This is a genomic window from Sphingobium sp. TomTYG75, from assembly GCF_054771635.1.
In genome coordinates this window covers 461,490-482,900 of record NZ_BSRE01000001.1, presented here as the reverse complement: position 1 = coordinate 482,900, position 21,411 = coordinate 461,490, and the positions used below count along the sequence as shown (strand labels likewise).

The following is a 21,411-nucleotide window of genomic DNA, read 5'->3' as shown; positions in this document are numbered from 1 at the left end:
CCTGAGATCCCAGTTGAAATGAGTCACGCGCCTCATTTCAACGCTGGGATGACGGATGAGGGTGACGCCTATTCTTCCGTTCTGAAGAGGACTGTTTCGCCCACGAGCAGGAACAGGAAGAAGGGCGCCCATGCCGCGAGGATGGGTGGGTAGGCGCCGAGATTGCCCATGGCGAGCGAGAAATTGTCCGCGACGAAATAGGCGAAGCCAAGTGCCATCCCCAGCACTGCGCGCACGAACAATTGGCCCGAGCGAGCAAGGCCGAAGGCGGCGACGGACCCCAGGATCGGCATCAGCAGGGCCGAAAGCGGGCCGGACAGCTTGTGCCACAGGCTGCCTTCCAGTTCGGCGGTTGGACGTCCGGCGTCGCGCAGGTCGGCGATGGCGGCGCGTAGTTCCGAGAAAGTCAGGGCGTCAGGATCGACCTTTGCCAGGGTAAACTGGTCGGGCCGGATCGCATGGCCGAAGCGGACGGTGCCAACCTGCCGTTCCGTGCCGCGCGCAACGTCGAACTGGCGCGCATCCTCCAGCAACCAACTCTTGCTCGCCGCGTCATAATGGCCGCGCGGAGCTTGGACGATGGTCGTCAGGCTATTGTTAACACGGTTGAAAATCTCGACCTTGCGTAGCTGCACATTATTGCCTCGACCCGCGACGATCGCGGCGGTGACGAGGTTGTTGCCGTCACGGACCCAGGGATTTGACTTTACGCCGCTGTCTGCGGGAATGGGGCCGTAATCAACGGCCTGCCAAGCGCTGAGCGAAGCCGTTGCGCGGGCTACCACGCGTTCGTTGAAAGCATAGCTTATGATGGCGACGCCGAGTGCGGAGGCGATCAGTGGCGCCAATATCTGGTGCGCGGACAGGCCCGCCGCCTTCATCGATACGATCTCGCTATTCTGGTTCATGCCCGCAAGCATGATGAGCGTGCCCAGAAGAACGGAGAAGGGCAGGAAGCGCGCTATGATCTGCGGTATGCGAAGGCCGACATAATGCCACAGCTGCGCATCGCCGTTACCGGCATAGGCCAGGATATCGCCTGACTCGCCCAGCAGGTCGAGCGTTTGCAGCACGACGACCAGCAGCGCCAGCACGGCGAAGGTCCGCGTCAGGAACAGGCGCGCCATGTACCAGCTGATCTGGGGCGAGGGGAAGAAGTCGAACTGCATGGGTCAGGCTGCTCCCTGCGCGGTGGTCACCCGCTTTCGCCCGAAGCGAAGCAGTTTCGCGATCTGCTTGCCGAGCTTTGCAAAGGCATATTCGAGGGCGCCGATCGGCTGGCCGCCGGGGCGGTGCGCCACGACATGATACATCCACATGATCAGTACGGCCGTCAGCAGGAATGGCGTCCAGAGCGCTATGATCGGATCAACTTTGCCCAGTGAGCCGACGCCTTGGCCATATTCGTTGATCTTGTGATAGGTCACGATGAAGATGATCGAGAGGAAGACGCCGAGTGCGGATGTCGATCGCTTCGGCGGGATGGCGAAGGCGAGGGCCGCGAGCGGCAGAAGCATCATCATCGCCACCTCCACCAGGCGGAAGTGGAAGTTGGCGCGAATTTCATAGCGCAGCTTTTCGGGTGTCGTGGGGTCATGACCCATCACCGCAAGTTCAGGGATGGTCTTTTCCCGGTCCACGCTGCGGCCACGGAAACGCTCTATCTGCGGCAGGTCGATCGGCAGATCGTGGCTGGAGAAGGAAAGGATGCGCGGGGACTTATATTTGGGCGCGTCGTTGACCAGCACCCCATCGCGCAAGCGGAAGATGATGGTATCGGGATCGTCCGTCGCCAGGAAGCTGCCTTGCGCGGCGGTCACCGCGACGGTCTGGCCATCCTTGCCAGCGGCGCGCACGAAGATGCCCTGAAGATTGCGGCCTTCATCCAGGCTGCGTTCGATGCGCAGGGTCATGCGCTTGCCGAGGCTGGTGAACTCGCCGACCTTGATCGATGCGCCTAGAGCGCCCGAGCGCAGTTCGAAGCGCAGCGCTTCATAGGCGTGGCGGGAGAGTGGCTGAACGAAGCCGACGATGCCGAAATTGAGGAGGGCGAGCGCGATCGCGTACATATAGGGGACACGCAGCAGGCGGCCGTAGGACAGGCCGACGCCGCGCATGACGTCCAGTTCCGATGACAGGGCAAGTTTGCGGAACGCCAGCAATATGCCCAGCATCAGGCCGATGGGAATGCCAAGCGACAGATATTCCGGCATCATGTTGGCGAGCATGCGCCACACGACGCTGACGGGGCCGCCCTCCGCCGCCACGAAGTCGAACAGGCTGAGCATCTTGTCGAGCACCAGCAGCATCGCGGAAATGACCAGCGTGCCGAGCATCGGCAGCGCAATCAGACGGGCGAGATATCGGTCGGTGGCGGTCAGCATTCTCTATGTGGTCGTCCCATCACCATGATTTGGCCGCAAACCCCGCCCATAGCAGAGTCACGGAAATGAAGTTCGCGGGGGCGAACAGGGGCTCGCCGTCCGGTTTCATCGGGCGGCTATAGCTTCACGGAGTTGGATGGTCATGTTCAAAGTTGCGATGGGCCTTTTGTCGGCTGGGGCAGTGTTTGCCTCTATCCCGGCCTTGGCTCACGGGCAGGAAATCGGAAACGAGCTGGATCGTTGTGGTCCGTCCGCGAAGGGTCCGGCGCTGCTGATCGACGTTCGGGGTTTTGCCGCCGCGACGGGCAAGGTCCGCGTGCAATCCTATCCCGCGACCAAAAGTGCCTGGCTGGCGAAGGGTGCGTGGTTGAACCGGATAGACACGGCGGTTCGCTCCGGCAGCGACGGGATGCGATTCTGCATGCCGGTGCCCGAACCGGGTAGATATGCGATTGCAGTCCGGCACGACCGGGACGGCAATGGCAAGACGAGTATTTCGCGCGACGGCGGCGGTTTTTCCAACAATCCGTCGATCAGCATCTTCAACCTGGGCAAGCCGTCGGTCGAAAAGGCTGCGGTGAAGGTGGGTCCGGGTGTGACGCGGATCACCATTAAACTTCAATATATGTGAGTTCTGATGGTCCGGGTCGCGCTCCTGTCCAATCCTAAATCGACGGGCAACCGGCAGACGCTGCCGCGCGTGCGCAGCTATTGCGCGAGCAATCCCGACATCTTCCATTATGAGGTGGAGCATGTCGATCAGATCGGCCGCGCGTTGCAAACCATCGCGCGCGTCGATCCGGTGGTCATCGTCATCAATGGTGGCGACGGGACGGTGCAGGCGGCGCTGACGGAACTGTATCAGGGCGAACATTTCAAGGGCCGCGTGCCGCCGATCGCGGTGCTGCCCAATGGCAAGACCAATTTGATCGCGCTCGACCTTGGCATCCATGGCGATCCGATCAAGGCGCTGGAGCGGATCGTTCAGATCGCCAAGGCGGGCGTGGACGATCATGTCGTGGCGCGTGAGCTGATCGCGCTGTCCGACGGAGGTGCGGAATCGCGGCCGGTGCTGGGCATGTTCCTGGGCGGCGCGGGGCTTGCCGATTACATGCTTTACTGCCGCAACCAGATTTATCCGCTTGGCCTGTCCAATGGGCTTAGCCATTTCCTGACGGTGATAGCGGTGCTGGTGTCGTTGGTTTTCGGCATTCGAGCGCGGTTCCTGCCGCAATCCAGCCACCCGGTGCGCATCTCGCTGATCCGGGAAGGGCAGTTGGCGGGGCGCTTTGCCGTGCTTATCGTGACGACGCTCGACCGGCTGCTGCTGGGCGTGCAGGCAGGGGACAGCCGTCGCGGGAACATGAAGCTGATGGCGGTGGACCAGAGTCTGGCCGCGCTTTTGCGGCTGGCCTGGGCGAGCATCACCCGGCGGGTCGGCAAGTCGCAGGTGCAGGGCGTGCATCTGGAGCAGGGCGATATCATCCGGATCGAGGGCGACCGAAGCAGCGTCATTCTTGACGGTGAGCTGTTTGAGGCTTCGGAGGGCAAGCCGATCGTGTTGCGATCGACGGAGCCGGTGCCTTTCCTGCGGCTGGCGGCTTAGAGCGAACGGAGTTGAGTGACCCTGTAAAGGGACGAGCGGCTATTCCTTCCGCTTGAGCGCTTCTGCCAGCGACACGGTCGCGCTGCCTCGCCGGGCTGGCTTGGCCTGGCTGGGGTCGGGCTTCCAACCACTTAGATACAGGATAGCCATTTCTTCGGCAGTGCGGCCGTCGGGATGGGCGGCGGCAGCGAAGTGCTGGCTTGCTTCGATCAATGCGTTGCGGCGCAGGGCTGGGGGATGGGACGCAAGCACATTGCCCGCGCCCATGCCGCGCAGGTCATGCATCAGGCGCAATATGTCGCCATAGCGCACGGTCAGCGTCTCGCTGTCCGCCACAGGCATGGCAAAGCCTGCGCGGCTCAGCAGGTCGCCCGCCGCGCGCACGTCGATTTGCGGATGGATGTGCTGGGCGGGGCGATCGCCTTCTCCGGCCATCAGCGCTGTACGCAGGCGGGGCAGGGTGCCCGCGCCGGTAAAGGCCGCGAGCAGCAGGCCGTCGGGCCGCAGGATGCGCCGCATGAGGATGAGCGCGCCGGGGAGGTCATTGACGCTGTCGAGCGTGCCGCAGGCGATGATCAGGTCGAAACTGTCGTCGGCGAAGGGGAGCGCGTCTTCTTCCGCCTGCACGCCGCCCTGCGCGCTCGCGGCTGCGAAGCCGGGGTCGGTGCATATTACCGTCTTCTCCATGGTTTCAAGCGCGGCGCGAGCGCTGCCGTCGGGGCAGCCGATGACGAGAACTTCGGACAAGTCACGCTGAACATCCGCCAACCGGTCGAGCAATTCGTCCAGCATCGCGCGATAGAGAAAGTCATGCTCGGCGAAATGCGGCATCATCCGGTCCCGCCGCCTGGCGCGCAATGTGCGGTCGAAGATGTCGGGCTGGCTCATGGCGGCCCTTGTGCATCGGTGCCGGAGCGGGAACAAGGGCGATCATGCATCTCGCTTCTCTTCTCAAGAGCGCTGTTCGCCCGGCGCTCGACTATGCGCTGCCGCCGCGTTGCCCCGGATGCGGCGTCATCGTCAATGCCGACGATGCCTTTTGCCTGACATGCTGGAGCGGGATGCGCTTTCTGGGCGAGCCCTGCTGCGCGCGATGTGGCGTGCCGTTCGAACATGATAGGGGCGGGGACGCGGCATGCGGCGCCTGCCTTGCCGATCCGCCGCCATTCGACAGCGCGCGGGCGGTGCTGGCCTATGGCGATGTCGCGCGGACGGTGGCGTTGCGGCTGAAATATGGGCGGCGCATCGGTCTGGCGCGGCTGATCGCGCGGCATATGGCTCGGCGCTTGCCCGCCTTCGATGCACCGCCGTTAGTCGTGCCGGTGCCGTTGCATCGGTGGCGGCTGTGGTGGCGGGGCTTCAATCAGGCGGCGCTGATCGCGGATCATCTTGGTAGGGCTTCAGGGCTGCCGGTGGACAAGCATGCGCTGCTTCGAGTCCGTGCGACGCAGCCGCTGCGGAGCATGCATGCGCGGCAGCGGGCCAAGGCTGTCGCGGGTGCTTTTGCACTGGCTAAGGATCATGGCGTCAAAGGCAGGGCGGTGCTGCTGATCGACGATGTCCATACCAGTGGCGCGACTGGGGCTGCTTGCGCGCGGGTGCTGAAACGTGGCGGGGCGTCGAGCGTTCATCTGTTGTGCTGGGCGCGGGCTTTGCCGGAAGGCGCGGAAGGCACTGATTGACAAAGGCTCGCCCAGCCACAATTTCAGCGCGCAAGGAGTATCGAATGGCGAAGGTCGAAATCTACACGAAGGCATGGTGCGGATATTGCGCGCGGGCAAAGGCGCTGCTGGAGGGCAAGGGCGTGGCCTTTGATGAATATGACATCACGATGGGCGGCCCGAAGCGCGGCGAAATGTTGGATCGCGCCAATGGCGGGACCACGGTGCCGCAGATTTTCATCGACGGCAGGCATATTGGCGGCAGCGACGACATGGCGGCGCTGGATCGTCAGGGCAAGCTGAACCCACTGCTAGGGCTGTAAGCGCCATGCGGGCCGCGATCTTCCAGATGACCAGCGGGATTGATCCCGCCGCGAATGCGGCCGCCATCGTCGAGATGGCGGGACGCGCGGCCGAACAGGGCGCGGACATGCTGTTCACGCCGGAAATGGCGGGTTATCTGGATCAGAACCGTGCGCGGGCTGCGGTTACCCTGCGCGGCGAAGCTGACGCTCCGGTGCTGGATGCGGTTCGCGAGGCGGCGGCTCGGCACGGGTTGTGGGTGCATCTTGGTTCGGTGCCGCTCAAGGACGAAGGTGGCGATGGTCGTTGGGTCAACCGCAGTTTCATGATCGATGACAAGGGCGGCATTCGGGCGCGCTACGACAAAATCCATCTGTTCGATGTTGATTTGGCGACCGGGGAAAGCTGGCGGGAATCGTCGGTATATCGGCCGGGAGAAGAGGTGGTGGCGGTCGATACGCCTTGGGCAAGGATGGGATTGTCGGTGTGTTACGACATGCGTTTCCCCGACCTTTATCGCGCTCTCACCAATGCGGGCGCCACAATGTTGCTGATGCCTGCCGCCTTTACCGTGCCGACCGGGCAGGCGCACTGGCATGTCCTGCTGCGCGCCCGTGCGATCGAAGCTGGGTGTTTCGTGGTCGCGGCGGCGCAGACCGGCCGCCATGAAGACGGGCGGGAGACCTATGGCCATAGTCTGGTCATCGATCCTTGGGGCGAGGTGTTGCTCGACATGGGAGAGGGGACGGGACTAGCCCTTGCCGAGATCGACCTGTCGCGCGTAGAGGAAGTGCGCGGGCGCGTGCCTGCAATTGCCAACCGGCGTAACCTTCCAGTGGACGTGACCATTTCGTGATTGTTTTTGACCTCAAATGCGGCGCCCATGGCCATGTGTTCGAAGCCTGGTTCGGATCGAGCGCGGACTATGAGGATCAGGTGGCTCGCGGCCTGCTGGCCTGCCCCATGTGCGGCGATGCGGAGGTGTCGAAGGCATTGATGGCGCCCGCAGTCGCCGCCAAAGGAAACAGCCGCAGGTCGGAAGCGCCGGTTGCTACCTCGACCGCGCCGGTGGCCATGGCGGGCGACGAAGTCCGGATGCGCGAGATGATGCAGGCGCTGGCGCAGGCGCAGTCAAAGGTTCTGGAAGATTCGACCTGGGTCGGCAGAGGCTTTGCCGAACATGCCCGCGCCATGCATTATGGCGAGAAGGACCGGGCGAGCATCCACGGCGAAGTGGCGCCCGAGGAAGCCCGCGCGCTGATATCGGAAGGCGTGGAGGTTGCTCCGTTGCTGTTTCCGGTCGTGCCGCCCGAAGCGAAGAATTGACCCCGCCTGCGACGCAGCATAGAGCCGTCACCGGGCACCCGTAGCTCAGCAGGATAGAGCATCAGATTCCTAATCTGAGGGCCATGGGTTCGAATCCCGTCGGGTGCACCACTCCTTTCCAAGAATCGCCAGTGTCCGGGAGACCGGCCGACGGTCAGAATTACTCACGCGTTATCCGTGGGTTGTGAGGGTGTGTTTGGCTCTGGCGCAATTGGAGACCAGATTGCCCTAATGGCGCCGCCTGCCAAAGCCCGACATCTCCAGGCGCCGATGTTGGTGCCTCAAGAATTTTGGACGTTTGAGGGAGGGTTGTCTTCAGGCGAACCCGAACAACCGCTCTTGAGCTGACCAGCTCAGTGGGATGCGATCGGTGCGCACCAGTTGCCTGCGAGTGAGGCTGGCCGGCTGCGTACCATGGATGATGGCGCTGATGATTGGACATGTAACGGTTTTGTGCCGGTCACTTGAGAGTTTAAAGCTTGTTCAAGGAGACCGACGAGATGATCAAACATAGCGAGGAGTTCAAGCAGGAGGCGGTGCGGATTGCGCTGACCAGTGGGTTGCCGCGGGAGCGGGTCGCGTTGGATTTGGGGGTTGGCAAATCGACGCTGAACAAGTGGGTGTCGCAGTATCGGCCCAGTGATCTGGTTTCAGCGCCGCAAGCAGATCTGGCGCGCGAGAATGAACGGCTTCGCCTTGAGAACCGCGTGCTGCGGGAGGAGAGGGAAATCCTAAAAAAGGCCACGCAGTTCTTCGCGAGCCAAAGGCCGTGAAGTTCGCTTTCGTGCATAGCTGGCGGCATCGCTGGCCCGTTGCACTGCTCTGCCGTGTCATGCTTGTCAGTGAACGCGGCTATCGTTCCTGGCGCTCGCGCCCGATCAGTTGCCGGGGCCGGACGGACATGAAGGTGTTGGCTCATATCCGCGAACAATACAGGCTGAGCCTTGGCAGCTACGGCCGTCCTCGCATGACGATGGAGTTAAAAGAGGTGGGGCTCGATGTGGGTGAGCGCCTTATGACCCGAAGGGCGGCGTAGCCAACATCAACGGGATCAGGCCGGTCCGCACGCGCAAACACAAGGTTACGACAGACAGCCACCATCGCCTGGGTGTCGCGGCAAACTGGCTGGACGGCGATTTCGCCGCCGATGCGCCCAACCGTAAATGGGCCGGCGACATCACCTATATCTGGACGTCGGAGGGATGGCTCTACCTCGCTGTCATCCTCGATCTGCATAGCCGCCGCGTCGTGGGCTGGGCTGTCAGCGACAGGATGAAGAAGGATTTGGCGATCAGGGCACTGGATATGGCGGTACGCCTGCGCCAGCCACCAGAGGGCTGCCTTTTCCATTCGGATCGCGGCAGCCAATATTGTTCTTACGATTATCAGAAAAAGCTGCAGGCCTATGGCCTGCGTCCATCAATGAGCGGCAAGGGTAATTGTTACGACAATGCCTCCGTCGAGACGTTCTTCAAATCCCTGAAGGCGGAACTCATCTGGCGGCAGCGCTGGCCAACGCGACGGCAGGCAGAAGCTGCCATCTTCCAATACATCAACGGCTTCTACAACGCCCGTCGTCGCCATTCATATCTGGGCGGCATTAGCCCGCTCGCCTTCGAAGCCAAGGTGGCATAATGAGATAAGTGACCGGCACAAAACCGTTACATGTCCAGTTCAGGCCGCGGGGCGAGCGTCGGCACTGGAGACTGCCACCGACACCAATCGTGCCTTGCTGGATGCGGGCGTTGAAGGGGCCGTAAAGAAATTGGTGAGCGGAGGTATGCTCAGTTTTGAACGGCTCGCATTCAAATCCTATGGCCGAGCGCAATCCCGGGTTGAATCCTTTATTGATTCTAATGGAGACGGCATCTGCAACAACAATGAGGGCTTCGACGACGCCAACCGCAACGGTGTCATGGATGCAGATTCCGGGGTACAGGGTCAAGGCGGCGCCAAGGATGTCACCATCTATTCGGTAACCCTGCAATATGATCGCGTTTTCCCGATGGCCACACTTTTGGGATGGAACCCCAGAGTCAGTATGACCTCTCGCACCATATTGCACAACCAGCCCTTTGATAAGCAGGCAGAGCCGCTGATCGGAAAATGTTGAGGATCTTGTTGATGAATATTCTTCTCTCGCGGGCACAAAGCGTGATTGATGGGATCGCTCATCGACTAGGTGGTCTTGCGCTTTGGGCTATGGGTTCGCGTCAAGGTCGACATTTAGTTCACGTGGCCAGTAGCGAAGCGGGCGGCACGCCGCGATGAACGTGCGGGCGTCGTCGGTCTTGCCGAGCGGTAGACAGGCCTCGTCCAGATCGCTGGCGATGCCAGCCTTGGCGAAGATCGCCTCTGCCTCGGCGCTGATCCCTATGAATTTGCAATGGGCAAAAGCGTCGGTGACGAAATCCTTGGCTGCCGCGTCGAGCGACAGCAGCGCTGCCCCCTCGGCGGACACGATGATGGCGACTGCATCGAACAGCACCGACGGCCCACCGTCAATCTTGTGCTTGGCAGCTGCCCGCGTCCCATCGGACAGGGTTACCCCGCCGATCTTCGGGGCGATGATCTCGAACATGGCGCCTTCTGCATCCACTGCATCGATCAGCGCCTTGAGCAATTTTGCGTCCGCTCCGTCGCTCAGCAGGATGCCCAGCTTTCGACCGCGAAAACTACCCGGACCGTTTTTGACGATGCTGAGCTTGTCGGAAGGCGGCAGGTCCGTGATAGGCTTGCGTGCGGCCACGGCCGGATCGGGCAGAGGCAGGCCAAGGCCATCGGACACCTTCACCGCCAGTGTCTCGTCGACATTGAGCAGGTGGGACACCGTCCTCGACCGAATGTCGGGACGTTCGACCTTGGACAGTTCGAAGACGAGCGCATCGGCAATATGTTTCTGTTCGACAGGGGTCTGGCTGATAAAGAATTGCCGCGCCTGGCTGTAATGGTCGGCGAAACTTTCCGATCGCGCGCGCTGCTTGGGGCCGTCCGCAGTTTCAGCAAAGCTGCTGAATCCACGAACTGGGTTTTCGCGCGGCCCGCCTTGTGTGGGCCCCCAGCTGTTGGGCTCATAGTTCACGCGTCCCTTCGGATTACGCATGGCCATGTGGCCATCCTGCTGGAAATGGGCCATCGGGCATTTGGGCGCGTTGATCGGAATATGCGTGAAGTTTGGTCCGCCCAGACGCTTGATCTGGGTGTCGAGATAGGAAAAGTTGCGTCCTTGCAGCAGCGGGTCGTTGGAAAAATCGATGCCGGGCGGGACGTTTTGAGTGCAAAAAGCGACTTGCTCCGTCTCGGCAAAGAAATTGTCGACGACCCGGTCGAGCACCAGTCGACCGATCACCCGGATGGGCACCAGTTCTTCCGGTATGATTTTCGTAGCGTCGAGAATATCGAAGTCGAAGCTGTCGGCGAAGGCATCGTCGAACAGTTGAACGCCCAATTCCCATTCGGGAAAATCGCCGGCGTTGATCGCGTCCCAGAGGTCGCGGCGATGAAAGTCGGGGTCAGCGCCATTGATCTTGACCGCCTCGTTCCAGACCACCGACTGCAGGCCCTGCTTGGGCTTCCAATGGAATTTAACGAAGGTGGACCGGCCCTCCGCATCGAGCAGCCGGAAAGTATGAACGCCAAAGCCCTCCATCGTGCGGAAGGACCGCGGAATTGCCCGATCCGACATGGCCCACATAATCATGTGGAAACTTTCGGGCGTCAGGCTGATAAAGTCCCAGAAATTGTCATGAGCGGTTTGCGCTTGAGGGAAGTTGCGATCCGGCTCGGGCTTGGCCGCATGAACCAGGTCGGGGAATTTCATCGCATCCTGAATGAAAAAGACAGGGATGTTGTTGCCCACCAGGTCCCAATTGCCCTCCTGCGTGTAGATCTTGACCGCGAAGCCGCGCACGTCGCGTGCGAGATCGAATGATCCCTTCGAACCGGCCACCGTCGAAAAGCGGACGAAGGCAGGCGTACGCTCCCCAACGCGCTGAAAAATGTCGGCCCGGCTGACATCGGCCAGGCTGTCGGTCAGTTCGAAGAAGCCGTGCGCACCGTAGCCCCGCGCATGAACGACCCGTTCGGGGATGCGCTCATGGTCGAAATGGAAGATCTTCTCCCGAAAATGGAAGTCTTCCAGCAGCGTTGGCCCGCGTGTTCCTTGCTTCAAACTGTTCTGGTCATCTGCGACCGGGATACCCTGCTGCGTGGTGAGCGTCGCTACGTCGCTCCCTGCAGTCTGATGCGTTTCGCCACCTTCGGACTGTTTCTCGGCATAGGAGAGGGAGATGGCGGCGTCAGCGGGGACGGGTGCCGCTTTTTGTGGCGACTCTCCACCCAGATCGGCGCCCGCGAGACCCGAGGGTGTCAGCTTCCCAGCCGATTTGGGAGATGCTTTCGAGGAGGCTTTGGACGGTGCAGACTTCTTCGCCATGACGGCTCCTTGTCAATCGTGGAGATGGTGAGCCGACGAGACACAGCAGCCGGCCGCACATATCCCGACATGAACCCGGAAGACTGGTCGGAGTTGCCGACCGTGAAAAATTAAGAGAGACGTCCTGGTCACTCGCGTCCGAAGCGTCGGAGCATAACGCCGGGAGGAAAGCCAAAGCCGCTGAAGAGTTCTCCGCTGACAAACTCATGGCCTTGTGTCAGGTCGCTGACAGCCCAAGACTGTTCGGACAGCCATGTTTCCCCCAGCCCGACATCGGCGACGAACGGATAGGAAATGGCAACAGCGGCTCCGATCGGAGCTTCGCGATGCGGCCCAACGGCCGTTGAGGATGCGAAGCCGGGCAGGAGCGGGATTTCCGGTACGCGCAGAGGCATAGCGCGCGGTTGTGTGGAAAGCCGACATGGAGGATCGGCGCAACCGGCGGACCAATCGGCAAACTTGGGTATACAAAAATTGGGGAAGTGGACGGTCGACAGCTGGAATGGAGAAGTTGGCGGTTGAACGACCATAAAGGGTCGAAGCTGATCGCGCCATGCCACCTTTCCCGCGGGGTCGAAGACTGCCGCCGCATAGCAGTGGTGGACATAGCCCAGCTCCGCGATGCCGAAAGCCTGTAGCCCCGTTGCGGACGGTTAAGTTGTCGGTGGCGTCACCCTTTCGCCCGCACCACGCAGCGGAAGCCGACATGGCTGGTCGATGAATCGATTGCCTGCGCATGTCTCGCCGCCGGGCGGTAGCGCTGGCAGTAATTGGATGCGCAAAGGTGCGAACCGCCTTTCACGACCTTTCGCGGGATCGCATTCACTGCGTCCATGCTCTCGCGCCGCGTCGGACCGCGTGGATTTGCGGGTATGCAGCAGCTACCGCGCGCCTTGCTTTCAATCTTTGGCTGGGCATACCAGTCGATGGTCCATTCCCAGACATTGCCGATCATGTCGTAAAGGCCAAAACCGTTCGCCGGATAGCTGCGGACGGGGGAAGTCCTTTCCCATCCATCGTCCAGAGTATTCGCGAATGGAAAAGCGCCCTGCCAATAATTGGCCAGCATCGCTCCGTCGGGCGCCAGTTGATGGCCCCAGGCATAATCCTGCCCGTCCAGCCCACCGCGCGCCGCATATTCCCATTCGGCCTCGGTCGGCAGCGATTTGCCCGCCCATTTCGCATAGGCACGCACATCCTCTAATGCGACATGCACAACGGGGTGATCCTCCAGCCCGTCCAGATTGCTGTCAGGCCCATGCGGATGCCGCCAGTCCACGCCGAACGCGAAGTCCCACCACTGGCTGGGATCGTGCAGGTCAGCCGGCCCGGACGTACGGTGGAACAGCAAAGATCCCGGCCGCGCCATGTCGATTGGCATGCCCGGATAGTCTTTGGGATCAGGCGCGATTTCAGCCAGCGTCTTGTGGTTCGTGGCGTCGACGAAACGGGCGAATTCGCGATTGGTGACAGGAGTCTCGTCGATCCAGAAGCCATCGACGCGCACGGGCCGCACCGGCGCTTCTTCGGGGTAGAAATTCTCAGACCCCATCGCGAACACGCCCCCTTCCACCCAGCGCATGCCGCTGGTGTCAGTTCGACCGGTCCGCGATGATTGGCTCGCCTTTCTTGTAAACTGACGCATCGATGCTCCGGATTCAATCTGCTTGCGCGATCGCCTTTTGCTTATTGCCTGCGCGCAGCCCATTCAGGAACAGCCTGGCGCACTCTCTGGCGTAAATGTCCCGATCTGCTTCCGACGACGGCGCCATGGCGGTGAAGAAGCGCACGGCGAAGGTCGCAAGCGTGTAAAAGATGCGCGTGGCCGACTGGCTGGGGCGGGGCAGGCCCAGCGCTTCCAGTTGCTGCTCCAGCGCATCGCCCAGGCGGCGCACCCGCCCTTCATAGAATAGCTGGGCGAGGTCGGGGATGAAATCGGCTTCCACGATCAGCAGCCGGTGCATGCGGATATTTGCCGGTTCCAGATGACGGTCCAGCGCCTGACGCGCCAGAGCGACAAGCGCGATTTCCGGGTCCGTACCTTCGGGCAGCAGTTCGAACGGCTGCTGATTGGCTGCGAAAATTTCGCGCTGAACGATGTAGCGCAGCAGATTTTCCTTGTTGCCGAACTGCCGGTAGATGGTCGCCTTGCTGACCCTTACCGCCGCCGAGATGCGGTCGATGCTGGCGCGGCGATAGCCATATTCCAGAAATTCCCTGGTGGCTGCATCCAGCAGCGCCAACAGCTTTTCCGCAGGCAGCCGCAGCGCGGTGACGCCTTCGCGGACAGGCGGCTCGATCGGCGTGGAGGGGGCCTTGTCCCCGGCCGCGTCCTGCACGCTGCGATATCCGTCCAGGAACATCCGCACGGCCTGATCCACGATGCGCTTCTGCGCGGCCTTGCCCGGCAACGCCTTGCCCAGAAAATAGCGCGCGCCTTCCACCGCCACGCCGCCGAAGCGGATAGCCATGGCGAGTGGATCGCACGGCACGATCACCGCGCCCTCGATCAACGCTTCAAGGTAAAAGGCGAGAGGTTGAGACGCTGCCAGTCGCCTTTCGTGCAATTCCGCCGCCAATTCCGGCACATGGTTCGCCGCTTCGATATTGGCGCGGAACAGTCCGAAATTCACCGGTTCGGCGAAACCTTCGAACAGGCGCATGGCGTACCGGGTCAGCGTGTCCTCGGCATCCATGCCGTTGTCGATATTGGTCATGCTGAGCCACGCGCCGTTCAACTTGTTGCGGACGGCGGCCTCGAACAGGGCGAGCTTGTTGGGATAAAGCTCATAAATGCTTTGCTTGCTCATGTGCGCGACGGCGGCAATCCTGTCGACGCTCGCGCGTTCGAAGCCCTCGGACAGAAAGACTTCGCCGGCTGCGTCAAGGATTTGCGTCCTGCCGTCGCGCTCGGCGCTATCGGGATGAAGAGTGATTTCGACCATGCGGGATCATCTTAACGGCGGGAAAGGGCGCGACGTCAACGGGCAAAGCCGAAAAGCGGCTCCTGACGCCTGCGGTCGCGCGGGACTGCAGGCGTCAGGGGCTCGCCGTTCAGGGCGCTTCACCGCCAGCGCCCGGCTTGCCCACGGCGATGTCCACCTTCCTGATCCGGCCGGCGAAATGCTCGCCGACCGCATAGTCGGAAGTGACCGGCGTGTCGGCGTCAAAGCCGATGTCCAGCGTGTCGCTCATCTCCGGCAGTTTGGAAATGGTGCGCGCGATGCGGCCCCGTCCGATAATGTCGCCATTGGCGCTGATCGTCATCTCGCCCCCGGCATTCGCGCCGCCATCATAGCGGAAGTCGAAGACAACCCGCTTTTGCCCCGCCGCAAGCGGTTGCGCCGCCGCCACCTGCGACTGGTCGCCAGCCAGCTGCGATGCCGCCATCAGGGCAATGGGGCGACCGTCCTTCAGATAGAAGCTCCAACCGCCGAATTTGCTGCCCAGCGCCACGAGCGCGCCGGTTGCAGGTTCATTCGGCACGTCGATATCGGCCGTGATGCGGAAGCTGCGCGCCAACAACGGCGCGGCGCTGACCGAGGGGATGCTGATGCCCGCCCCCCAATAGCTGTAGGTCGATCGATGCGGCCGCTGGCTCTCCGCTGCCTGGAACCGCGCGAGCGTCAGCCGGTCGTCAAGCGGGAGAACCTGGTTCCGTTCCGCCTCCTTCTGGAAAAGCGCCTGCATTTCCTTCAGCTTCGCGCCCTGGCTCGCCGCGAGATCATGCGCCTGAGAGAAGTCCTTGCGCAGATCATACAGCTCCCACTTATATTGGTTCGGCAGGACCGAGCCGTCGCCGCGCTGCCACGGCAGATTGATGGGCGTGCTGCTCGCCAGCCAACCTTGATGGTAGATGGCGTGATTGCCCATCATCTCGAAATATTGAGTGTCGTGCCGCTCGGGCGCTTTGGGCGCGGCGAAGCTATAGGCGAAACTGACGCCGTCGATCCGCTGCTGATCCACGCCATTGACGACATCAGGCGTCTTCAGACCGGCGACTTCCAATATCGTCGGCATCACATCGGTCACATGCGTGAATTGCGACCGGATTCCGCGCGCCTTGATATGATCGGGCCAGGACACGACCAGCCCGTTGCGGGTGCCGCCAAGATGAGAGGCATATTGCTTGAACCAGCGGAACGGCGCGTCCGTCGCCCAGGCCCAGCCATAACCCCAGTTGGCGACGGCATCTGGACTGCCGATCTTGTCGAGATTGGCGAGCAGCAGCCTATCATCCTCCTGCATGGCGTTGGCGAAGGCGGACATGGGGTTTGAACTGCCATTTTCTCCCCCTTCGGCGGCAGCGCCATTGTCGCCTTCGATGAACATCACCAGCGTGTTGTTGCTTTCCCCCATGCGATCGAGTTCATCAAGGACACGGCCGATCTGCGCATCCTGATAAGCGAGCATCGCCGCATAGACCTCCATGAAGCGCGCGTTGATCCGACGCTGGTCGGGGGTCAGTTCGCTCCACGCCTTCAGGCCGTCGGGCCGCGCGGTGTCCTGCGTGGCGGAGGGTATGATGCCGAGCCGCTTCTGGCGGCGGACTGTTTCCGCCCGCACGGCGTCCCATCCCTTGTCGAACTGGCCCTTGAACTTCGCGATCCAGTCCGCCGGGGCCTGAAGCGGCGCGTGCGCTGAGCCCGTCGCATAATAGAGGAAGAAGGGCTTGTCTGGCGCGGACGCCTTCTGATTGTGGATCCATTGGATCGCTTCGTCGGCGAGCGCCTTGTCCAGCACCCCTTCCTTCAGCGTGGGTATGGGCGTGATGCCGCGATACAGGGCCGGGGTGAACTGGTTGGTCTCCGCCGACATGAAGCCGTAGAAATGTTCAAAGCCAAGCCCTGTTGGCCACATGTCGAACGGCCCTGCTGGCGACACATCAGCTTCCGGCGCATTATGATGCTTGCCTACCATGGCGGTATTATAGCCATTCTGCCGCAGCACCTCGGCCACCGTCGCCGCGCTTTTGGGCAATATGTTGGTATAGCCGGGGAAGCCCGTGGACAGATTGGCGACGATGCCATTGCCCACCGCATGATGGTTACGCCCCGTCAATAGAGAGGCGCGCGTTGGTGAACACATCGCAGTGGTATGAAAGCGGTTATAGACAAGACCGCGCGCCGCCAGTCGATCCAGATTGGGCGTCGGGATCGGCCCGCCAAAGGTGGATGCCGCGCCGAAGCCCACATCGTCCGTCAGGATCAGCAGTACGTTGGGCGCTCCGGCGGGCGCGGTAACGGGCTTGGGAAAGGCGGGAGTGGAATCGGCATAGGTCTGCCCGATCTTCCCCGCGAACGGAGCAGCCGGGGCCGGCAATACCGTTTGCGCGGCAAGCGGCGACGCGCTTGCAAGCAAAGCTGCGGCAAGCATTTTTCTCATTTCAGAAATACCTCGATCTTGCGGACTTCGCCGTTGAATGAATGGCCGTTCGGGTAGTCGATCACCGTCGCCCCCGTGTCGTCGCCAATGTCGAAGGTCTCGCCGAGCCCGGCGGGGATCAGGAAGGTCCGCTCGATCCGCCCGCGCGCGACTTCGCTGCCGTTGACGCTGATGCGCATCAGCCCGCCGCGCCCGAAGCCGCCGCCGTCATAGTCGAACGCATAGCTGATTTTGGCCGGACCCGCCGGGATCGGTGTGGCCGCCGCGACGTCCCATTGATGGCTGGGCTGCTGCGTCAACGCCACGTGCGCTGCTGGTTTCCCATCCTTCAGGTAAAAGCTCCAGCCGCCGAACTTGCTGCCCTGCGCGACCAGCGGCCCGTTGCCGCCGCCCGAGGGCATGTCGATATCGGCGACGATCTCGAAGGAACGCCCCCGGATCATGGGGGCCGCGCCTTCTGCTACGCTGATCCCCTTCCCCCAATAGGTGAAGCTCTTGCGGCGCGTCGCGAAGGTGATCTCCGACGCGGAGGAGCGGTCGAGCGATTGCCCCCCATCGAGCGGGAATACGTTGTTCTTTTGCGCTTCGGCCGTCCAGAGCGCCTGCAACTCCTTCAGCTTCTCCGGATAGCGCGCCGCCAGATCGCGGGACTGCGCATAGTCCTTGTTCAGGTCATAAAGTTCCCATCTATAATCGAGGGGAGAAATGAGAACTTCGCCCATCTTCCATGGCATGCGGGCGGGCGTGGTGCTGGCCATCCAGCCCTTGTGATAGATGGCCCGCGTGCCGATCATCTCGAAATATTGGGTGTCGTGCCGCTCCGCAGCCTTGGGCGCGTCGAAACTATAGGCAAAGCTGACGCCGTCGATCCGCTGCTGGGCGGTGCCATTGACGCGCTCGGGCGCCTTGATCCCCGCCACTTCCAAAATCGTCGGCATCACATCATTCACATGGGTGAATTGCGAACGGATGCCCCGCGCCTTGATGTGATCGGGCCAGGACACAACCATACCGTTGCGTGTCCCGCCGAGGTGAGAGGCGATCTGCTTCATCCATGGGAAGGGTCCATTGGTCGCCCAGGCCCAGCCGACCGGAAAATGACCGTAACTGTCCTTGCCGCCTAGCTTGTCGATCATGCTGTTGAGCCAGGCCATGTCCTCCGTCGCGCCGTTGGCGAAGGTGCCCAGCTCATTGGTGCTGCCCGCCATTCCGCCTTCGGATGACGCGCCATTGTCGCCTTCGATGAACATGACGAGCGTGTTGCCGCTCTCGCCCATGCGGTCCAACTCGTCCAGCAGGCGGCCGATCTGCGCGTCCTGGTAGGCGAGCATGCCTGCATAGACTTCCATCATCCGCGCATAGACGCGCTTTTGGTCGGCGTTCAGCCTGTCCCAGGCGGGAATATCACCGATGCGCGGCGTGGCCTTGGTGCCTGGCGGAGCGATCTTCATCGCGATCTGCCGCTTCAGGGTTTCGGCGCGAACCGCGTCCCATCCCTGGTCGAATTGGCCCTTGAACTTCGCGATCCAGTCGGCTGGCGCCTGATGCGGGGCGTGCGCCGTGCCGGGAGCATAATAGAGGAAGAAGGGCTTGTCGGGCGCCGCCGCCTTCTGCGCGTGGACATAGCCGATCGCCTCGTCCGCCAGATCACGGTCCAGGATGTAGGTCGGGTCCTTGTCATATTTCTGCTCGGCGGGCGCATTGCCGCGATAGAGCTTGGGCGTCCATTGTTCCGTGTCGCCGCCCAGGAAGCCGTAAAACTGCTCGAAGCCTAGCCCCGTCGGCCATTGATCGAAGGGGCCTGCGATGGAGCCCTCCTGCGCCGGGATATTATGATGCTTGCCGAACATCGCCGTGTTGTAGCCATTCTGGCGCAGCACCTCGGCGACCGTGGCTGCGCTGCGGGGGATCATCGACCAATAGCCGGGATATCCGGTGGCGATATCGCTGACCACCGCATTGCCCACCGCATGGTGATTACGCCCGGTCAGCAGCGAAGCGCGCGTGGGCGAACACATCGAGGTGGTATGAAAGCGGTTATAGACCAGGCCCCTCGCCGCCAACCGATCCAGATTGGGCGTAGGTATCGGCCCGCCAAAGGTGGATGCCGCGCCAAAGCCCAGATCGTCTGTCAGGATCAGCAGAACATTGGGTGCTCCCGCAGGCGCGGTCACCGGCTTGGGGAAGGCCGCGACCGAATCGGCATAGGTCTGCCCGATCTTGCCCGCAAATGGTTCGGGTGCGCGTGGTAGCACGGTTTGCGCCGCGATAGGCGCTGCACTAGCCAGCAGAACCGCCAGAAATCCCGCGCCAACTCTCATTTCCGAACGTCTTGGCATCGCTCATCCACTCCATCCTGTTTTGTGTCTTGTACGGAATAGTTTCGTACAGTACAAGCAAGCAAACGACAAAATGAACGATAGGAGAGTATATGACCCGCGGGGTTTCGACCTGCTGCGCCGATCGACGGCGCATTCGACAATTGCCGCATGCGCCGGGAGCGTCGATCTGATGCGCATCCTGACAGCCCTGCTGCTGGCCGGCGCAGCTACCCCTGCGCTCGCTCATGCGCCAGACCTGAACGTGCCCTTTTCCGCGCCGTCCAATTACACCGCGCATGCCCGCCTGTTTCAGGAGCGCGTTACGCATGTAGGAAAGACGCCGGTCTGGCAGATCGAATTTCAGGGCATGAACATCGTCGTCGTCGAAGGCAGCGACGGGCTGATCCTCCTTGACACCGGCATGAACCGCGATGTCGCGACCGCCGCCCTTGCAAAGATAAGGGCGCAGATCTCGACCAAGCCGATCAAGGCGATCATCTACACGCACCATCATCCCGATCATGTGAATGGAGCAGGGGTCTTCGCAACCCCGGCCGACGTCGCCAGCGGCAAGGTGCCGATCTACGCCGCCTCCAATTTCCTGAAGGAATTGTCGGATGAAGGCGTTGCGACGCTGCCGATCGTCGCCACCCGCGCCGCTTATATGTTCGGCTTCAGCCTGACCGGGAAGGAGGCTGAGGATTTTCATGTCGGCTGCTGTGGCGGCTTGGGCGCGGCTGGAAAGAATGAGTCCGCCTATATCCCACCCACGCAGTTCGTCGATGTGGACGGCGCGCGCGACATCGAAATCGCTGGGGTTAAGCTGCACCTGTTCCATACCGGCGGGGAGGCAGCTTCGCATATCGCGGCATGGCTTCCCGACTATCAGGTGCTGATCTCGGGCGACGAGGTGCAGGGGCCGACTTTCCCCAACCTCCATTCGATGCGCGGCACCAAGATGCGCGACGCCAATCGCTGGATCGAGGCGCTGCGCCGGATGGAGCGCTATGACGCGGCCTGGATGGTGCCGATGCATGGGCCGGTCGTGGAGGGCGCGCCGCAGATCAAGGCTCTGCTGACCCGCTATGAGGATGCAATCCAATATACGCATGACCAGACGATCCGCCTGATCAACAAGGGCGTTACGGAGGATGAACTACCCGATGCATTGGGACCGTTGCCGCAATGGCTGCGTTCGGAACCCTATACGACCGAATATTATGGCACCGTCGCCGATGCCGCGCGCAGCTATTATGTCGGCTATATCAGCTGGTTCTCCGGCGATGCGACCGATCTTGCGCCCACGCCGCGTGTGGAGCGCGCGCGGCGAGAGGTGGCGCTGATGGGCGGGCGAGCGCCGGTCCTTGCCACTGCTAACCGCGCCTTTGCACAGGGCGACGCGCAATGGGCTGCGGAGCTGACGACGCTGCTCATCGCCATCGACCATCAGGATATGGACGCGCGTCGCCTGAAGGCCGCTGCTTTCCGCAAGCTGGGCTACGCCACCTATAACAGCAACCGGCGCGGCTTCTACCTGATGGGCGCGCTGGAGCTGGAAGGAAAGCTGCAGCAGGCGGGCCTCACCGCGCGCTACATGAACCCGGACAATATCCGCAAGATGCCGGTGGCGCTGATGCTCGAGCAGATCCGCTACAAGGTCGATCCGAAGCGGGCCGGGGCTGGCGACCATGCCGTCGCCTTGGCCATCGCTGGAGAAAGCGACCCATGGCTTCTCGAACTGCGTAACAGCACCTTGAAGTTTCGGCGGGGCCAGGCGGGGACCATGCCCGTCGTGAATCTGGAGCGCACTGCGCTGGGAGATCTAGTCTCCGGCAGCCAGTCCGTCGACGCGTTGGTGAAAACAGGCGCAATCTCCGGCGCAGGGTCGTCCGCGCTCGGGCAGATATTCGCCGCGCTCGACCTCACCGTCACCCCCATCAATCTCGTCATACGCTAACCAGTACGAAACAACATCGTACAACAGGGAGGA

General features: G+C 62.0%; 17 protein-coding genes, 1 tRNA gene and 1 pseudogene. 10 read left to right on the top strand and 9 right to left on the bottom strand.

Annotated elements, in window-relative coordinates:
• Window positions 1–68 precede the first annotated feature (68 nt).
• Window positions 69–1,169 carry an LPS export ABC transporter permease LptG gene (lptG, locus tag ACYU81_RS02305; RefSeq protein ID WP_460986165.1) on the bottom strand — a complete coding sequence of 367 codons (1,101 nt, stop codon included), beginning with the start codon at window positions 1,167–1,169 and terminating at the stop codon, window positions 69–71.
• 3 nt (window positions 1,170–1,172) lie between these two features.
• A complete protein-coding gene (gene lptF, locus ACYU81_RS02300) occupies window positions 1,173–2,384 on the bottom strand; it encodes an LPS export ABC transporter permease LptF (protein ID WP_460986164.1) in 1,212 nt (403 codons plus the stop codon).
• Window positions 2,385–2,520: 136 nt separating this feature from the next.
• Here lptF and ACYU81_RS02295 point away from each other — a divergent pair, with 136 nt between their 5' ends.
• Window positions 2,521–3,015 carry a DUF2141 domain-containing protein gene (locus ACYU81_RS02295; RefSeq protein ID WP_460986163.1) on the top strand — a complete coding sequence of 165 codons (495 nt, stop codon included), beginning with the start codon at window positions 2,521–2,523 and terminating at the stop codon, window positions 3,013–3,015.
• 6 nt (window positions 3,016–3,021) lie between these two features.
• The gene (locus ACYU81_RS02290; RefSeq protein WP_449473449.1) at window positions 3,022–3,990 is read left to right on the top strand and encodes an acylglycerol kinase family protein; all 969 of its coding nucleotides are present in this window, start codon (window positions 3,022–3,024) and stop codon (window positions 3,988–3,990) included.
• A 39-nt stretch (window positions 3,991–4,029) separates the two neighbouring features.
• Here ACYU81_RS02290 and ACYU81_RS02285 read toward each other — a convergent pair whose 3' ends face one another.
• Complete coding sequence (locus tag ACYU81_RS02285; protein WP_460986162.1) at window positions 4,030–4,878, bottom strand: class I SAM-dependent methyltransferase; 849 nt, start codon at window positions 4,876–4,878, stop codon at window positions 4,030–4,032.
• Window positions 4,879–4,922: 44 nt separating this feature from the next.
• Between ACYU81_RS02285 and ACYU81_RS02280 the strand changes: the two genes are divergently transcribed.
• The 7 genes and pseudogenes from ACYU81_RS02280 to ACYU81_RS02250 all read left to right on the top strand — a co-directional run bounded on the left by ACYU81_RS02280 (window position 4,923) and on the right by ACYU81_RS02250 (window position 9,393).
• Window positions 4,923–5,672 carry a double zinc ribbon domain-containing protein gene (locus ACYU81_RS02280; protein WP_460986161.1) on the top strand — a complete coding sequence of 250 codons (750 nt, stop codon included), beginning with the start codon at window positions 4,923–4,925 and terminating at the stop codon, window positions 5,670–5,672.
• Window positions 5,673–5,716: 44 nt separating this feature from the next.
• Window positions 5,717–5,974, top strand: a complete 258-nt coding sequence (gene grxC, locus ACYU81_RS02275) for a glutaredoxin 3 (RefSeq protein ID WP_449473447.1) — start codon at window positions 5,717–5,719, stop codon at window positions 5,972–5,974.
• Window positions 5,975–5,979: 5 nt separating this feature from the next.
• On the top strand, window positions 5,980–6,810 hold the full coding sequence (locus ACYU81_RS02270) for a carbon-nitrogen hydrolase family protein (RefSeq protein ID WP_460986160.1): 831 nt from the start codon (window positions 5,980–5,982) through the stop codon (window positions 6,808–6,810).
• The gene (locus ACYU81_RS02265) at window positions 6,807–7,280 is read left to right on the top strand and encodes a DUF1178 family protein (protein WP_460986159.1); all 474 of its coding nucleotides are present in this window, start codon (window positions 6,807–6,809) and stop codon (window positions 7,278–7,280) included. The genes ACYU81_RS02270 and ACYU81_RS02265 overlap by 4 nt, the downstream gene beginning before the upstream one ends.
• 34 nt (window positions 7,281–7,314) lie before the next feature.
• A tRNA-Arg gene (locus ACYU81_RS02260) sits at window positions 7,315–7,391 on the top strand.
• Window positions 7,392–7,780: 389 nt separating this feature from the next.
• Window positions 7,781–8,915 (top strand): annotated as a pseudogene (locus ACYU81_RS02255) (IS3 family transposase).
• A gap of 94 nt (window positions 8,916–9,009) precedes the next feature.
• On the top strand, window positions 9,010–9,393 hold the full coding sequence (locus ACYU81_RS02250) for a hypothetical protein (protein WP_460986158.1): 384 nt from the start codon (window positions 9,010–9,012) through the stop codon (window positions 9,391–9,393).
• 87 nt (window positions 9,394–9,480) lie between these two features.
• Here the strand turns inward: ACYU81_RS02250 and katE are convergent, their stop codons facing one another.
• The 6 genes from katE to ACYU81_RS02220 all read right to left on the bottom strand — a co-directional run bounded on the left by katE (window position 9,481) and on the right by ACYU81_RS02220 (window position 19,439).
• Entirely contained in the window at window positions 9,481–11,715 is a 2,235-nt protein-coding gene (gene katE / locus ACYU81_RS02245; protein WP_460986157.1) for a catalase, read from the bottom strand.
• Between the two features lie 128 nt (window positions 11,716–11,843).
• Complete coding sequence (locus ACYU81_RS02240) at window positions 11,844–12,110, bottom strand: hypothetical protein (protein ID WP_460986156.1); 267 nt, start codon at window positions 12,108–12,110, stop codon at window positions 11,844–11,846.
• Between the two features lie 275 nt (window positions 12,111–12,385).
• Window positions 12,386–13,297 (bottom strand): formylglycine-generating enzyme family protein, encoded by a 912-nt coding sequence (locus ACYU81_RS02235; protein ID WP_460986155.1) that lies wholly within the window; start codon window positions 13,295–13,297, stop codon window positions 12,386–12,388.
• A gap of 76 nt (window positions 13,298–13,373) precedes the next feature.
• Window positions 13,374–14,660: a TetR/AcrR family transcriptional regulator gene (locus ACYU81_RS02230; RefSeq protein ID WP_460986154.1), complete on the bottom strand. Its 1,287-nt coding sequence runs from the start codon at window positions 14,658–14,660 to the stop codon at window positions 13,374–13,376.
• Window positions 14,661–14,769: 109 nt separating this feature from the next.
• Window positions 14,770–17,037: an arylsulfatase gene (locus tag ACYU81_RS02225; protein WP_460986153.1), complete on the bottom strand. Its 2,268-nt coding sequence runs from the start codon at window positions 17,035–17,037 to the stop codon at window positions 14,770–14,772.
• Between the two features lie 59 nt (window positions 17,038–17,096).
• A complete protein-coding gene (locus ACYU81_RS02220; protein WP_460986152.1) occupies window positions 17,097–19,439 on the bottom strand; it encodes an arylsulfatase in 2,343 nt (780 codons plus the stop codon).
• 172 nt (window positions 19,440–19,611) lie between these two features.
• Between ACYU81_RS02220 and ACYU81_RS02215 the strand changes: the two genes are divergently transcribed.
• Window positions 19,612–21,378 (top strand): alkyl sulfatase dimerization domain-containing protein, encoded by a 1,767-nt coding sequence (locus tag ACYU81_RS02215; RefSeq protein ID WP_460986151.1) that lies wholly within the window; start codon window positions 19,612–19,614, stop codon window positions 21,376–21,378.
• The last annotated feature ends 33 nt before the right edge of the window (window positions 21,379–21,411 follow it).